The organism is Lonsdalea quercina subsp. quercina, assembly GCF_000688695.1.
In the GTDB taxonomy this organism is placed as follows: domain Bacteria; phylum Pseudomonadota; class Gammaproteobacteria; order Enterobacterales; family Enterobacteriaceae; genus Lonsdalea; species Lonsdalea quercina_D.
In genome coordinates, this window is sequence record NZ_JIBQ01000015.1 from 100,306 (window position 1) to 113,553 (window position 13,248).

The following is a 13,248-nucleotide window of genomic DNA, read 5'->3' on the forward strand; positions in this document are numbered from 1 at the left end:
GTCTTACTCCTGAACGTCATGGCGACGGGTGAAATAATGTCTCACCAGCACGAAGAACAATGGCACGAAGAAAATCGCCAGCAGCGNGGCCGTCAGCGTCCCGCCAATAATTCCGGTGCCAATGGCGATGCGGCTGTTCGCGCCAGCCCCGGTGGCTATCGCCAGCGGAATCACCCCGGCGATGAACGCCATGGAGGTCATGATAATAGGCCGCAGACGCGTTTTGGCCGCCGAGAGTACCGCGGCGCTGAGCGTGCTGCCTTGCCGCACCGCCAACTCCGCAAACTCCACAATCAAGATGGCGTTCTTCGACGACAGCCCGATGGTGGTCAACAGCGCCACCTGGAAGTAAACGTCGTTGCTCAAGCCGCGCAGCAGGGCGGCCAGCGCCGCGCCGCAGATCCCGAGCGGAATGATCAGGATGACGGAGAACGGCACCGACCAGCTTTCATACAGCGCCGCCAGGCACAGGAACACCACCATGATGGAGATGGCGTAGAGTCCCAGCGCCTGACCGCTCGCCAGTTTTTCTTGCAGGGAGAGTCCGCTCCACGCCCAGGTCGAGCCTGAGGGCAACTGAGAGGCGATGGCTTCGATTTTATTCATCGCATCGCCGGAACTGACGCCGTCGGCGTTTTCCCCGGTGATTTCGAACGAGGCGGAACCGTTATATCGGGTCAAGGTTTCCGGGCCGTAGGTCCAACTTGTCGAGGCGAAGGCGGAGAACGGCGCCATGCTGTCGTCGCTGCCGCGGACGTACCACTGATTCAAATCCGACGGTTTAGAGCGGAATGGGCTGTCGGCCTGAATGTAGACTTTCTTGACCCGACCCCGGTCGATGAAGTCGTTGACGTAAGTCCCGCCCCACGCGCTGCTCAGCGTGTCCGTCACGTCGCTTAGCGACAGGCCCAGCGCCACGGCTTTGTTGTTGTCGATATCGACCTGTAGCTGCGGCATCTGCGGCAGATCGTTGGCGCGGACCGACTGCAGTTCCGGGCTGGCGCCCGCCTGTTTCAGCAGTTGGCTGCGCAGCTCCATCAGTTTTGCGCGTTCGGTGCTGCCGTCGGCCAACAGTTCAAAGGTAAAGCCGTTGGTCTGGCCCATCCCCTGCACCGACGGTGGCGTGGAGGCGAAAATGCGGGCGTCGCGTTCGGTGGACAGCGCTTTCATCGCCCGGTTGGCGATCGCCTGCGCGGTATTTTTCGAACCGGGGCGTTCGTCCCAGTTTTTCAGCGCGACAAATGCCATACCGGCGTTCTGCCCGCTACCGCTGAAGTTAAAGCCGGTGATGGTATAGATGACGCTGATGTTGTCCTTTTCCTCTGTGAGGAACCAGTCCGTGATGCGTTTGTTGACGGCGTTGGTCCGGTTAACCGTCGCCCCCGCCGGCAGGGTGTACTGCACCATAATCTGCCCCTGATCCTCGTTCGGCAGGAAGCTGCTGGGCAGCCGCCACAGGAACAGGATCATCAGCGCGACGATGGCGGCGAACGCGATCAACATCACCAGCGGGCGGCGCAGCGCGGAGACCACACGATGGCTGTAGCCTTTTTGCGTGCGGGCGTAAAACCGGTTGAAGCCGCCGAAGAAGCCCTTCTTATGGGGTTTGCTGTGTTTCAGCAACAGCCCACACAGGGCGGGCGTCAGCGTCAGCGCGACCACCACGGACAGCGCCATGGCGGAGATGATGGTGACGGAGAACTGACGGTAAATAACGCCGGTCGAACCGCCGAAGAAGGTCATCGGCAGGAAGACGGCGGAAAGCACCAGCGCGATGGCGACCAGCGCGCCGGAGATCTCGCCCATCGATTTTTCGGTGGCCGCGCGGGCGGGGAGCCCCTCGTCGCGCATGATACGCTCCACGTTTTCCACCACCACGATGGCGTCATCCACCAGCAGCCCGATAGCAAGCACCATGGCGAACAGCGTCAGGGTGTTGATCGAGTAGCCGAACAGCGCCAGAACGCCGAAGGTTCCCAGCAGGACGACCGGCACGGCGAGGGCGGGGATCAGCGTCGCCCGCAGATTCTGCAGGAACAGGTACATGACGATGATGACCAGCACGATGGCTTCGATCAGCGTTTTGACCACATCCTCGACGGAGATCTTGATGAAGTCGGTGCTGTCTTTCGGATAAGCGACCGCATAGCCCTCAGGCATGCTGTGGCTGTATTCGTTGATCTTGGCCTTGACCAGCTCCGCGGTATCCAGCGCGTTGGCGCCCGGCGCCAGCATGACCGCGATCCCGGCGGACGGATGGCCGTTGAGCCGCGAGGACGACGTATAGTCTTCGCTGCCCATTTCGACGCGGGCGACGTCGCCGATATGCACCACGGCGCCGTTGGATTCGCTTTTCACGATGATATTGCGGAACTGTTCCGGCGTTTGCAGGCGTGACTGCGCGCGTACTGTCGCCGTCAACTGCTGGTCGGCTGAGGAGGGTTCCGCCCCGATTTTACCGGCCGATAGCTGGATATTCTGCGCCTCGATCGCCGACTCGACGTCGGAAGGCATCAGGCTATAGGACGCCAGCTTGTTGGGGTCCATCCAGATGCGAATGGCGTATTCGGAACCGAACACTCGCAGGCTGCCGACGCCGCTGACACGCGCCAGCGGATCCTGCATGTTGCTGACCAGCCAGTCGGCAATATCCGAGCTGGTGGCTTTGTCGGTCTTGTCATACAGCGACATGATCAGCAGGAAGTTGGACTGGGACTTGGTCACGGTGATCCCGGACGACTGGACCTCGGAGGGCAGCCTCGACTCCGCCTGCTGCACTTTGTTCTGAACCTGTACCTGAGCGGTATCGGCATTGGTGCCCTGTGCGAAGGTCACCTGAATTTCGACTTCGCCGTCCGAGCTGCTGGTGGAGGTGAAATACAGCAGGTTATCCAGCCCGGTCAGTTGCTGTTCGATGATCTGGGTGACGCTGTTTTCCAGCGTTTGCGCGGAAGCCCCGGTGTAGGTGGCCTTGATGCGCACGGAAGGAGGTGCGACGTCGGGATACTGTGCGACCGGCAACGTGCGGATCGACATCAGCCCCGCCATCATGATGAGTATCGCGATCACCCAGGCGAAAACCGGGCGTCGCACAAAGAAGCGGGAGAACATCAGTCTGTGCCCCCCGTCAGCTGAACTTCGACCGGTTTAACGGTATTGCCTGTCGCCACCTTGTCGCTGCCTTCGACCAGAAGCCGATCGCCGCTCTGCAGGCCGCTTGCGATCAACCAGTTGCTGCCGGCGGTTTCCGCCGTGACGACGCTGCGGCGTTCCACTTTGTTGTCGCTCGTCACTATCAGTGCGGTGGCATTGCCTTTTACATCGCGCGTAATACCCTGCTGCGGCGCCAGTATCGCGTTCTGCATCACGCCCTCATCGACTTTGGCACGGACAAACATACCGGGGAGCAACACATGGTCGGGGTTGGGGAACACGGAACGCAGCGTAACGGATCCGGTGGACTCGTTGACGGCGACTTCCGTCAATTCCAGACGGCCTTTATGCGGATAAACCGTACCATCTTCCAGCGTCAGGGTGACGTTTAGCGTGTCGCTATTGGTCGCCAGCGCCTGCTTGCGTAAGCGCAGCAGGTCGGCGCTGGAGCGAGTCAGATCGAGATACATGTTGTCCAGCGTGCGGATCGTCGTGAGCGCGGTGGACTGTTGCGCGGTGACCAGCGCCCCCGGCGTCACGCTGGAAATCCCGATGCGCCCGGCGATAGGGGCGGTGACGGTCGTCCATTGCAGATTGATACGGGCGCTTTCCAGCGCGGCGTTTTTCTCCAGCACGCTGGCCTTATCCTGCTCACAGGTGGAACGCGCATCGTCCGCATCCTGCTGCGACACGCCTTGTTCTTTCACCAGTCCCGCGTAGCGCTTGGCTTTCAGGCAGTCAGACAGCACCAGCGCCTTGGCGCTTTGCAGCGCGGCGGCGGCTTGATCGTAGGTGGCTTTGTAGCTGGACGGGTCTATCTGATACAGCGGCTGACCGGCTTTCACTTCATCGCCTTCGGTAAACAGGCGCTTCTGAATAATACCGCCGACCTGGGGAATGACGTCAGACGTCAGCGTAGCGGCGGTGCGGCCGGTCAATTCGCTTTCCAGCGTAAAGGTCGTGGGTTTTAGCGTCACGACGCCGACCTCGGTCGGCCCGGCGTCTTCCGTTTTCGCGCTACGGTCGTCGCAACCGCTAAGACCAATCAATGTTAAAAGACATAGCATGCGTAACTGCATAACATTTCCCCGTATTCGGCGAGATAAAGTCGGTGACTGGTTAAGTCGTAACAAGAGAAGCATTTTTCATGGTTGGCGCGGCACCGGCGCCGCGGTCGTCAACGCACTTTCAGCGCCAGCTCCGTGTTGCCCTTGATTGGCAGGCTGACGGAGATAAAACCGTTTTCCGGCGCGCGGATATAGTCGAGAAAATCCGGCTCGGCGTTGTCGTTAAGCACCATGCCGCCAATGCGCAGCTGCGGCGCGACGAGGGCGATGACGTCGCGCGCCAACGACGTACCGCGCCTGGAGGGCCATCCATCGATCAGTGCGAAGTCGACTTCTCCGCCCAGGTCTTGCAGCGTTTCTCGGGCGTCGCCGACGCGGATATCCGCGTAGTCGGCTAGTCCGGCTTCGGCCAGATTTCGTCGGGCGATAGCCGCTTTTTCCGGCACCAGCTCCGAACCGATGACCTTGCCGCCGCCGTTATCTTTGAGCGCCGCCGCGAAGTAGATCGCGGACATCCCGACGGAGGTGGCGAAGTCGACCACCCGCGTCGCACGCAGAGAGCGGCAGAGGAGATAGATCAACTCGCCTTGTGTGGGATGGATGGAAAACCCGCAGTCGATGAAGTCCGTGGGGTGGTCGGCCAGGGTTTCGGGCGAGGTTCCTTTGGCGGGAAATCGCCGTTCGCGGTTCAGTTTGTCAATGACGGCAAGGATTCTGGTATCGCTGATCGTATTGATGGGGTGGGTAGGTTCCGATGTCATACGTATAAGCCTGTATCAGTCATTTAGTGAAAAGCGGCACGGTGACGTCAAAGTGCGTCAATCGCCCGTGCCGCGGCATCAATGGCATCCCTTACGTGTTTAACTTGTTCTGAATTCAGGTTCCCACGATGGAGTTTTTTTCTTATACAAGCCTTCAGATTTTCAATCGCATCATCAATATCTGGAACCCGCCGGGGATTATGAGTTAAAACCAGCGCTTTTAACTTGGCGAGTGTTGTCAGTAAATGATCATTTTGCTTATCAAGATATTTCCTGCCCCGCTGCGTGATAGCGAACTGCTTCTTACCGTTCTCTTCATGCCCTGACGCCAGCCCTTCGGACTCCAGCGTCGATAACAAGGGATAAATGACCCCCGGACTAGGGATGTAAGCTCCCTGTGAATAGTCCTCGACCGAACGGATAATTTCGTAGCCGTGTGTCGGGTTAATGCGGATCAAATATAAAATTAGCAGAAACAGCTCATGCCGATTGAAGACTTTCGCCCGTCGTGAAGCGCGCTGTGGAGGTTGAGTACCAATCCCTCCGGGTAGGGCATCGGCGTGACACAATGACTTTTTCATGGTCGTTAGGTGTGAAAATCATTCCGTTTCTGCTGTCTGTCTAAGATATATCTTGGCGAAAATAGCCGTCAACGCAGTCCGTGGCAGAAGGGCGTAATGAAGTGATAGCGGCGCGTTGTTTTATATTTCAGATTATGTCCATACGCCATCCGGAGCTCGGCCGTACCGGGATCTGACGCGCGATGAGCTCGTCGGCGGAGGTCGCTTGAGACCCCGCCTGACCGTCGCCGAGCGAGTTTTTAGCGTGCGGTCAGCGCCGCGGCAAATGACCTGAGCCGACGTTGCAGCGCGGGAATGGCGAGCTGTTGCACCATCCACGGACTGAATGCCCATGGAGTTTTGGCGGCGGCATCGATGAGATCGGGAAGATCGACCCAGCGATAGTCGAGCACCTCGTCGTCACGCGGCGACAAGTCGCTGGTGATCACTGCCATAAATACCGGGCAATATTCGTTTTCCATAATGCCGGAGGCGCTGGTGACGCAGTAGCTGAATTCGTCGTCCGCCAGCGTGATCCGATCGACGTCTGCGCCCAGCTCGTAGCGGCAGCGACGATGGACTGCCGCCTCCATTTTTTCATCCAATTGGGGGTGACCGCAGACCGAATTCGTCCAGACGCCCGGCCAGGCCTTCTTGCATAACGCGCGGCGCGTGGTCAGAAACTGGCCTGTGGGTGAGAATAAATAGCTGGAAAAAGCCAAATGCAGGGGCGTTTTATCGGTATGTACCACGCTTTTGTCCATCGTACCGATGGGATTTCTGTCGGCATCCAGCAATACGACGTGTTCCAGTGGGGTAGTCATGGGAGTCCTCAATGCTTATGTATTACCGCTTTCAGCGACCAAACGCTGGCGGCGTCGTTACTCTCGCGACCAATGTTCCTTCGCGCCGAACAGGGTAGCATTGTCGGTGAACTTTATCGTCTGCAGCGTCAGCCGCCACACTTCAGTGAGGGGCTTCAGGCGCGCGATGGGGTGGCGGGCGACGTAGAGGCTGAGCGCGTCCCGGCGTTCCGCCCCGTCCAGCTTACCGACGGTCGCCAGATATTGAATGCCGCGGATGTCGCGAATTTTCTCGGGCTGACCGCTGATGGTGCCGCTGATCCGGCTCCCGGCCGCCATGGCGCCGCCGTGGCGCGTGCTACTGCTGGAAAGAACGATCAGACTGGCATTGGCGGCATCGAAGGCATAGAAACAGCTGGCGCTCCACAGGCCGTCTTCGTCCAGCGTGGTCAGCGATAACACGTGGTGGCCTGCGATAAAGTCGGCGGCGGGGGCCGGTAATGGTTGCATCATTTGCCTCTTAGTGTGTGGACCCGGTTATCGGCCCCGGGTCCGCGGGCCTGACATCAGGCGACGTAGGTCGACCACAAATGGGAGAGCGGCATCACCAGAAAGAGTCCCGGCAGCATGTTGGCGACGGGAAATGGCTTGATACCGCAAATTCTTAACCCGGTGGCCAGCATGATCAGCCCGCCCGCGGCGGAGAAATCCGCCATCATATCGGGGGTCGTCAGCGGCAGGATCATGGCTGCCAGCATCGCCAATCCCAGTTGGATGATCAGCTGCGGAACGGCGATGGTGATGACAGCATACCCCAACAGCGTCGCGAAAATCGCCGAGGTAAACAGATCCAGCGCCGTTTTGATATACAGAATCGACGGGTCGCCGGTCATGCCTTCGTGCATCGCGCCGAAAATCCCGGTGCCGCTGGCGCAGAACAGGACCAGGATCGCCACGAATTTATCCGTAAACTCGGTATGCGTGACGCCTTCAACCGCCGGGAAGACGCGGTCGATAAGCCCGCGAGTGGTGCCAGCCGCCTTACCGATGCCCTTTTCGATGTACAACAGTTCGCCCACAATGGCGCCGAGGATCATGGCCAGCACGACGGCGGGCATGAACTTCACCTTGATGATGAGCATGATCCCAAGGCCCATGGAGCAGAGGCCGAACGTCAGGGGCAATGCGGTTCTGATCCGCTCAGGAAGCCGTGTACTGATCAGCGCGCCCAGCAGGCCGCCTATCACGATAGCCGCTCCGTTCACATAAGGTCCGATTAGCATTTTCGTTATCCTTGTTATGGTTTTCAGCGTGTTCCGTAGTTTGCCTACGGCCGGGTGTTAGCTGAGCTTTCCCCCCAGCGGGGCAACGTTTTGACTTCAATACCCAACAAATCGAGCGCGCGTCCCACGCTGTGGGTGATGATGTCATCCGGCGTCTTGGGCCGCTGATACAGCGCGGGCACGGGCGGGAAGATAATGCCGCCCATTTCCGTCACCTGCTGCATGTTGCGAAGATGCCCCAGGTTCAGGGGCGTTTCCCGCGCCATCAGCACCAGCCGGCGGCGCTCTTTCAGCACGACGTCCGCGGCGCGCGTCAGCAGGTTATCCGTCAGACTGTGGGCAATGGCGGCCAGCGAGCGCATGGAGCAGGGCGCGACCAGCATGCCCAGCGTCTTGAAAGATCCGCTGGCAATCGAGGCGCCCAGATTTTTACACTCATGCACCACATCCGCCAGCGCGACGACCTCCTCCATCCTGAAGTCGGTTTCCAGGGCGCAGGTTTTCTCTGCGCCAGCGGACACCACCAGATGGACTTCCAGATCCTGCCCTTGCAGCAGTTCGAGGGCTTTGACGCCATACTGAAAGCCCGAGGCGCCGCTAATGCCTACGATAATACGTCGGGTGGACATGTTTTCCCCTTATTCGAAGTCTGGCAGGAAGCGTTTAACGTCGACCTCTTTGAACTTCGAGCGCTCGAAGTGAGGTTTGAGGGTGAACGGCACGGTACAGTCGAAAATGGTTTTACAGGACATGCCTTCCTGCAAGATCGACGGGCTGTATTCGGGAACCTGCGACGGATCCAGCGGATGGCAGCGTACGCCGGGAATGAAAACGGTGTCGACGTCGCCCTGATAGCGGGTCTGCATCGCCCACATAACATCGTCGCTGTCGAAGATATCGACGTCTTCGTCGACCAGAATGACATGTTTCAGTTCCGGGAACGCCGAGAAAGCCAGCAGCGCGGCCTGACGCTGCCGCCCTTCGTCCACCGGCGCGGATTTCTTGAACTGCATCACGGCCAGTAGCTTGCCGCCGCCCGCAGAGTGGGCGAACACATTGAGCAGTTTGCCCGGCATCGCCCGGTTGACCATATCCAGAATGCTGGCTTCGGTCGGGATGCCCGCCATGTTGACATGCTCCTCGCCGGGACCGATGGTGGTCCGCCAGATCGGGTGATGGCGATGGGTGACGGCTTTCACTTTAATCACCGGCAGCGCGGGTTTGGCTCCCCCGGTATAGCCTGGGAATTCCGGCATGGCTTTGCCGGTATCGGTATTCTGATCTTCACGGACGCGGACATCCGGCAGCAGCTCGCCTTCAATGACGATCTCAGCGTGTCCGATGGCATATTCGTCGATGGTCATGCATTTCACCAGCTCGACGGCGTGGCCGCGCAGCGCGCCGGCGACGCTCAGTTCGTCAAAGCCAAGCGGGGTGGTCGGCGGTTCGAAACAGGCCGCGATCTCGATGGCCGGGTCCACGCCGATGCTGATGGAGATGGGCAACGGTTTGCCCGCTGCCTCCGCTTTTTGGCGGAAGGCGTCGATATGACGGCCCGGCGTCAGCCACATGGACAGCTCGTCGCGGCTCTGTACGCAGAGGCGGTGGATCGTAATGTCGGACTCGCCGGTATCGGGGNCGGAGGCGTAGCACAGGCCCATCGTGATGTAAGGACCGGCATCTTCGGCAGTGTTGGTCGGCGCGGGCAGCAGGGTGCGCAGGTCAAAGTCGGCGTCGCTCGCCAGATGCACCACCTCCTGACAAACAGCCTTGTCGGCAGAGGCTTTGACCGGCGGAATAGGATGCTGGACGGAATCTTTCAGCAGGTGTCCCAGACGTTCCGGCTCGCAGCTCAAGAAATGGCCGACGCGTTGGCGAGAGCCATTCAGGCCGATGGCGACGCTGATATCGTCGAACCCCTTAATATTGTTGAACATCATGACCGGACCGTTTTTGCGCGTCGGGCGCATACAGGTTCCGCCCGCGCCGACGTAACGGTAGACGCCGGAGAGTTCCGCCTGGGGATCGACTTCGACATCGGTTGAGACCAACTCGCCCGGCAGCGTGTTTAGCAACGCCAGCGCGGAGCGCAGATCGTGCACCTGATTATCCGGTTTATTTTTAGCGTGGGACATAATGAGACTCCTTATGGAAAGGTCATATATTCGTTGTGGGAAAATATATGGCCGCGCGGACTCGCCGACAAATACCATTTAAGTAGTAGCGCTCATATCAAAGCGATCTATGTCGCCGTTGTTCTTTCTTATTCCATTCAAATAAGTGATCTGATTCAAATACCTGTGAAATTTCCGACATGAAAAATAAAACGACTCAATATTTTGCAACATGAATGCAACAATCATTCACGCTTGACCGCAGGCGGATGAAATAAACGTAATAATTGCGACGTGGCGACGCATTCGAACGTTTCCCTGCATGGTAGACTGAAGCCGCTGACAGCATTTTTTCATTCTGTCTGTATAAAGAGGCTGGTATGGATCTGAAAAGACTGAAGTATTTTTGCAAGGTGGTAGAAGAGGGCTCCATCAGCCAGGCTGCCCGGCAGCTGAATATGGCGCAGCCGCCGTTGAGCAAACGCATTCATGAACTGGAAGCGGAATTAAATGTTTCCCTTTTTGTACGGACGGCAAAAAGAATCGAACCCACGGAAGCGGGCTATTATCTTTATAAAAAAGCCTGCGAGATATTTCGTCTGATTAATGACACCTCGCATGAGACGATTTCAATCGCCAATAAAGAAAATAAAGTATTAAAGATTGGGCTGTCGCACCTATTTCAATGTTATTTCAAACCGCTGTTTCTGGAATTACACCGACGTCATCCCGACGTGATATTAAATATTTCCGTTTCGGATTCCAGTCATCTTGAACAGTCGCTTAACGATGGACTGATCGATATTGCGCTGATTCAAAAGCCTTATCATCGCAAAGGCTTCGACTGTCTGGCATTCAACCCGGTGAGGCTGGTGGCGGTCGTCAACCAGGCGTTGCTGCCGGAAAAACCGGAAGGGCCTTTCCCTTATCTGGATGTGGGACGCTGGCCGCTGCTGTTATTACACCGGGCGCGCGATCCCGGCACCTATGAGAGCCTACTGGATCATTTTCGCAAAGGCGGCGTCGACCCGGACGTCATCATGCATGTGACTCAGCCCGGCGTCATTATGGACTGGCTGGAGTCCGGTCTGGAGGCTGCGACGCTGCTGCCCTCGTCGGAAGTTGACGGCGACCGGCTGCAGCACTGTCACGTCATCGACGTCTTTCCTTCTCCGCAGGTCTTTTTCCCCGCGATGGTCAAGATGTCCGCGACGCCCTATATGCAGGAACTGCTTGAGATTATTCAGGATGGCTATCCGTTCACGCACAGCGAGCCGCTGGGCGAGGAGACCGGTTGGGAGGGGAGCGCCGACGCCGTATCGCCGACGTCGGCGGGAAATCAGACCAGATAACGGCGGAACCAGGTGAGGGTCCTCTCCCAGGCCAGGTCGGCCGCCGCCTTGTCGTAACGCGGCGTGGAGTCGTTATGGAAACCATGATTGACGCCGGGATAGATGTAGCCCTCATAGGTTTTGTTATTGGCCTTGAGCGCCTCTTCATAGGCTGGCCNCCCCTCGTTGATGCGCGTATCCAGCTCGGCGTAGTGGATCAGCAGCGGCGCCTTGATACGAGGGACGTCTTCCACTTTCGGCTGACGACCGTAGAAGGGGACGGCCGCGGCCAGCTCCGGATAAGCCACGGCGGCGGCATTGGCCACGCCTCCCCCGTAGCAGAAGCCGGTGATCCCCACCTTGCCGGTCGTGCGTTCGTCCTGCAGCAGGAATTCGACGGCGGCGAAGAAGTCGTTCATCAGCTTGGTCGGGTCGACCTGTTGCTGGAGTTCGCGTCCCTTATCATCGTTACCGGGATAACCGCCGACGGAGCTGAGCCCGTCCGGGGCCAGCGCGATAAAACCCGCCTTGGCGACGCGCCGCGCCACGTCTTCGATATAAGGATTCAGCCCCCGGTTTTCATGAGCGACCACCACCGCTGGCAGCTTGCCCTTCGCTCCCGCCGGCACCACCAGATAGGCGCGCACGCTGCCGTGGCCGTTGGGCGACGGGTAGGTGATGTAGGACGGAACGATCGTCGGGTCGGTGAACTCCACCTGCTGCGCCAGCGCATAGTTGGGGCTCATCAAACCGAGCAATGCCACCGCCGTCAGACCGCCGACGGTATATTTCGCGGCTTTTTCGAGGAACTGACGCTTGGTAATTTTGCCATGCGCATAATAGTCATAGAGTTCAAGCAACTCCGGGGGGAAATCTTTTGCGGTAAGACGGGTCATACGCTCGCTCCTTTTGTCCCTATTTTGATCTTTAATTTAACAGAAGGTTAACGGATGTCGAGCATGCCCACAGCGGGTAATCGGTGGGTGATATCGGCCTGAGATCCCGCGACCTGCGGGGCTGTCAGCGGCGGCGGCGCGTGGCGGAACCCGGTTAACAAGGTGTAAAGATTTGCAAAGCTTTTTCACCAAACGGTAGCGTCGATTTTAGGCGCCGTAGGCCGTTGCGTCCCGCTCTGCCACGTGTCTGGCCGATTGCTTGTAGAGGGCTTTTGTATAGACTAAACCCGCAGTAATACCTTTTTATCCGGGGACGAGATGTATGATCAAAATGATTGCAGTTGATATGGACGGTACGTTTCTTAATCACGACAAGCAGTTCAATCAGGCCCGATTTTTCAAACAGTACGCACAGCTGAAACAGGCAGGCATTCAGTTCGTGGTCGCCAGTGGTAATCAGTACTATCAGCTCCTCTCATTCTTTCCAGACATCCGTCATGAAATCGCTTTTGTGGCGGAAAATGGCGCCTATGTCGTCACTGCCGGGGAGCCGATCTTCTGCGGCGAGCTTGCCCCTGCGGATGTGCGGAAGGTGATTGAGGTGCTGTCCGCCATCCCCTACATCCAGTTCGTGGTGTGCGGTAAAGACAGCGCCTATGTTTACGCGTCGTCCACCGACGACTTCCTCCAGCTGATTGCCAAACACTATTACCGCATCGAGCAGCGCGACGATTTTGACGGGCTGACGGACACGATCTTCAAATTCTCGCTGAGCGTACCCGATGACCAGATACCGGCCCTGATGGCGCATATCGGCCATGCGCTCGATGGCATCGTCAAACCGGTGTCCAGCGGATTCGGCTTTGTCGATCTGATCATCCCCGGCGTGCACAAAGCTCACGGGATCGCGCTGCTACAGAAACGGTGGCAGATCGGCAATGACGAGGTGGTGGCGATAGGCGACAGCGGTAACGATGAAGAAATGCTCAGGCAGGCGGGCTTCGGCGTGGCGATGGCGAATGCTCAGCCTAAAATCCGTGAAATGGCGAAATATCATACCGAAAGCAACGAGCAGGAAGGAGCGCTTAACGTCATCGATCGGGTCTTAACCCGCAGCGCGCCGTTCGATCTACGCTAATCACTTCCCTGTGAAGACCCCTCCGTTACGCCCCTTGAGGTGATGGCGGTGAACGCGCCAGGGCTTGCTGCATGACTCCCGCCCTGGCGCGGAGAACGGCGTTCACACCGAAGGCCGTCTTCAAACATTTTCGGGTGCGTCT

At 58.3% G+C, this 13,248-nt stretch carries 12 protein-coding genes; 2 read left to right on the top strand and 10 right to left on the bottom strand.

Annotated elements, in window-relative coordinates; translation table 11 throughout:
• Positions 1 to 3: 3 nt before the first annotated feature.
• The 9 genes from SB13_RS14280 to SB13_RS14320 all read right to left on the bottom strand — a co-directional run bounded on the left by SB13_RS14280 (position 4) and on the right by SB13_RS14320 (position 9,762).
• Positions 4 to 3,111 (bottom strand): efflux RND transporter permease subunit, encoded by a 3,108-nt coding sequence (locus tag SB13_RS14280; protein WP_026741004.1) that lies wholly within the window; start codon positions 3,109 to 3,111, stop codon positions 4 to 6.
• Positions 3,111 to 4,232, bottom strand: a complete 1,122-nt coding sequence (locus tag SB13_RS14285; RefSeq protein ID WP_026741005.1) for an efflux RND transporter periplasmic adaptor subunit — start codon at positions 4,230 to 4,232, stop codon at positions 3,111 to 3,113. Before SB13_RS14285 ends, SB13_RS14280 begins: the two co-directional genes overlap by 1 nt.
• 98 nt (positions 4,233 to 4,330) lie before the next feature.
• Positions 4,331 to 4,981, bottom strand: coding sequence for an O-methyltransferase (locus SB13_RS14290; RefSeq protein ID WP_026741006.1), 651 nt, complete (start codon positions 4,979 to 4,981; stop codon positions 4,331 to 4,333).
• 47 nt (positions 4,982 to 5,028) lie between these two features.
• A complete protein-coding gene (locus tag SB13_RS14295; RefSeq protein WP_051616324.1) occupies positions 5,029 to 5,562 on the bottom strand; it encodes a PadR family transcriptional regulator in 534 nt (177 codons plus the stop codon).
• A gap of 239 nt (positions 5,563 to 5,801) precedes the next feature.
• Positions 5,802 to 6,365: an isopentenyl-diphosphate Delta-isomerase gene (idi, locus tag SB13_RS14300; RefSeq protein WP_026741008.1), complete on the bottom strand. Its 564-nt coding sequence runs from the start codon at positions 6,363 to 6,365 to the stop codon at positions 5,802 to 5,804.
• 57 nt (positions 6,366 to 6,422) lie between these two features.
• Positions 6,423 to 6,857 (bottom strand): PNPOx family protein, encoded by a 435-nt coding sequence (locus tag SB13_RS14305; RefSeq protein WP_081821863.1) that lies wholly within the window; start codon positions 6,855 to 6,857, stop codon positions 6,423 to 6,425.
• Between the two features lie 53 nt (positions 6,858 to 6,910).
• Entirely contained in the window at positions 6,911 to 7,627 is a 717-nt protein-coding gene (locus tag SB13_RS14310) for a DUF554 domain-containing protein (protein WP_026741010.1), read from the bottom strand.
• Between the two features lie 44 nt (positions 7,628 to 7,671).
• Entirely contained in the window at positions 7,672 to 8,256 is a 585-nt protein-coding gene (locus SB13_RS14315) for a UbiX family flavin prenyltransferase (RefSeq protein ID WP_026741011.1), read from the bottom strand.
• 9 nt (positions 8,257 to 8,265) lie between these two features.
• The gene (locus SB13_RS14320) at positions 8,266 to 9,762 is read right to left on the bottom strand and encodes a UbiD family decarboxylase (RefSeq protein WP_026741012.1); all 1,497 of its coding nucleotides are present in this window, start codon (positions 9,760 to 9,762) and stop codon (positions 8,266 to 8,268) included.
• A gap of 359 nt (positions 9,763 to 10,121) precedes the next feature.
• Between SB13_RS14320 and SB13_RS14325 the strand changes: the two genes are divergently transcribed.
• Entirely contained in the window at positions 10,122 to 11,093 is a 972-nt protein-coding gene (locus SB13_RS14325; RefSeq protein ID WP_072000261.1) for a LysR family transcriptional regulator, read from the top strand.
• On the opposite strand, the gene yghX is transcribed toward SB13_RS14325, so the two are convergent.
• Positions 11,081 to 11,968: a YghX family hydrolase gene (yghX, locus tag SB13_RS14330; protein WP_026741013.1), complete on the bottom strand. Its 888-nt coding sequence runs from the start codon at positions 11,966 to 11,968 to the stop codon at positions 11,081 to 11,083. The two genes, SB13_RS14325 and yghX, sit on opposite strands and share 13 nt — an antisense overlap.
• A 322-nt stretch (positions 11,969 to 12,290) precedes the next feature.
• Here yghX and SB13_RS14335 point away from each other — a divergent pair, with 322 nt between their 5' ends.
• Positions 12,291 to 13,106: a Cof-type HAD-IIB family hydrolase gene (locus SB13_RS14335; RefSeq protein ID WP_026741014.1), complete on the top strand. Its 816-nt coding sequence runs from the start codon at positions 12,291 to 12,293 to the stop codon at positions 13,104 to 13,106.
• The last annotated feature ends 142 nt before the right edge of the window (positions 13,107 to 13,248 follow it).

Bases quoted from the DNA above. Each gene is read 5' to 3' on its own strand.
- SB13_RS14285 (WP_026741005.1), bottom strand. From the start codon at position 4,232: ATGCAGTTACGCATGCTATGTCTTTTAACATTGATTGGTCTTAGCGGT.
- SB13_RS14290 (WP_026741006.1), bottom strand. From the start codon at position 4,981: ATGACATCGGAACCTACCCACCCCATCAATACGATCAGCGATACCAGA.
- SB13_RS14295 (WP_051616324.1), bottom strand. From the start codon at position 5,562: ATGAAAAAGTCATTGTGTCACGCCGATGCCCTACCCGGAGGGATTGGT.
- idi (WP_026741008.1), bottom strand. From the start codon at position 6,365: ATGACTACCCCACTGGAACACGTCGTATTGCTGGATGCCGACAGAAAT.
- SB13_RS14305 (WP_081821863.1), bottom strand. From the start codon at position 6,857: ATGATGCAACCATTACCGGCCCCCGCCGCCGACTTTATCGCAGGCCAC.
- SB13_RS14310 (WP_026741010.1), bottom strand. From the start codon at position 7,627: ATGCTAATCGGACCTTATGTGAACGGAGCGGCTATCGTGATAGGCGGC.
- SB13_RS14315 (WP_026741011.1), bottom strand. From the start codon at position 8,256: ATGTCCACCCGACGTATTATCGTAGGCATTAGCGGCGCCTCGGGCTTT.
- SB13_RS14325 (WP_072000261.1), top strand. From the start codon at position 10,122: ATGGATCTGAAAAGACTGAAGTATTTTTGCAAGGTGGTAGAAGAGGGC.
- SB13_RS14335 (WP_026741014.1), top strand. From the start codon at position 12,291: ATGATCAAAATGATTGCAGTTGATATGGACGGTACGTTTCTTAATCAC.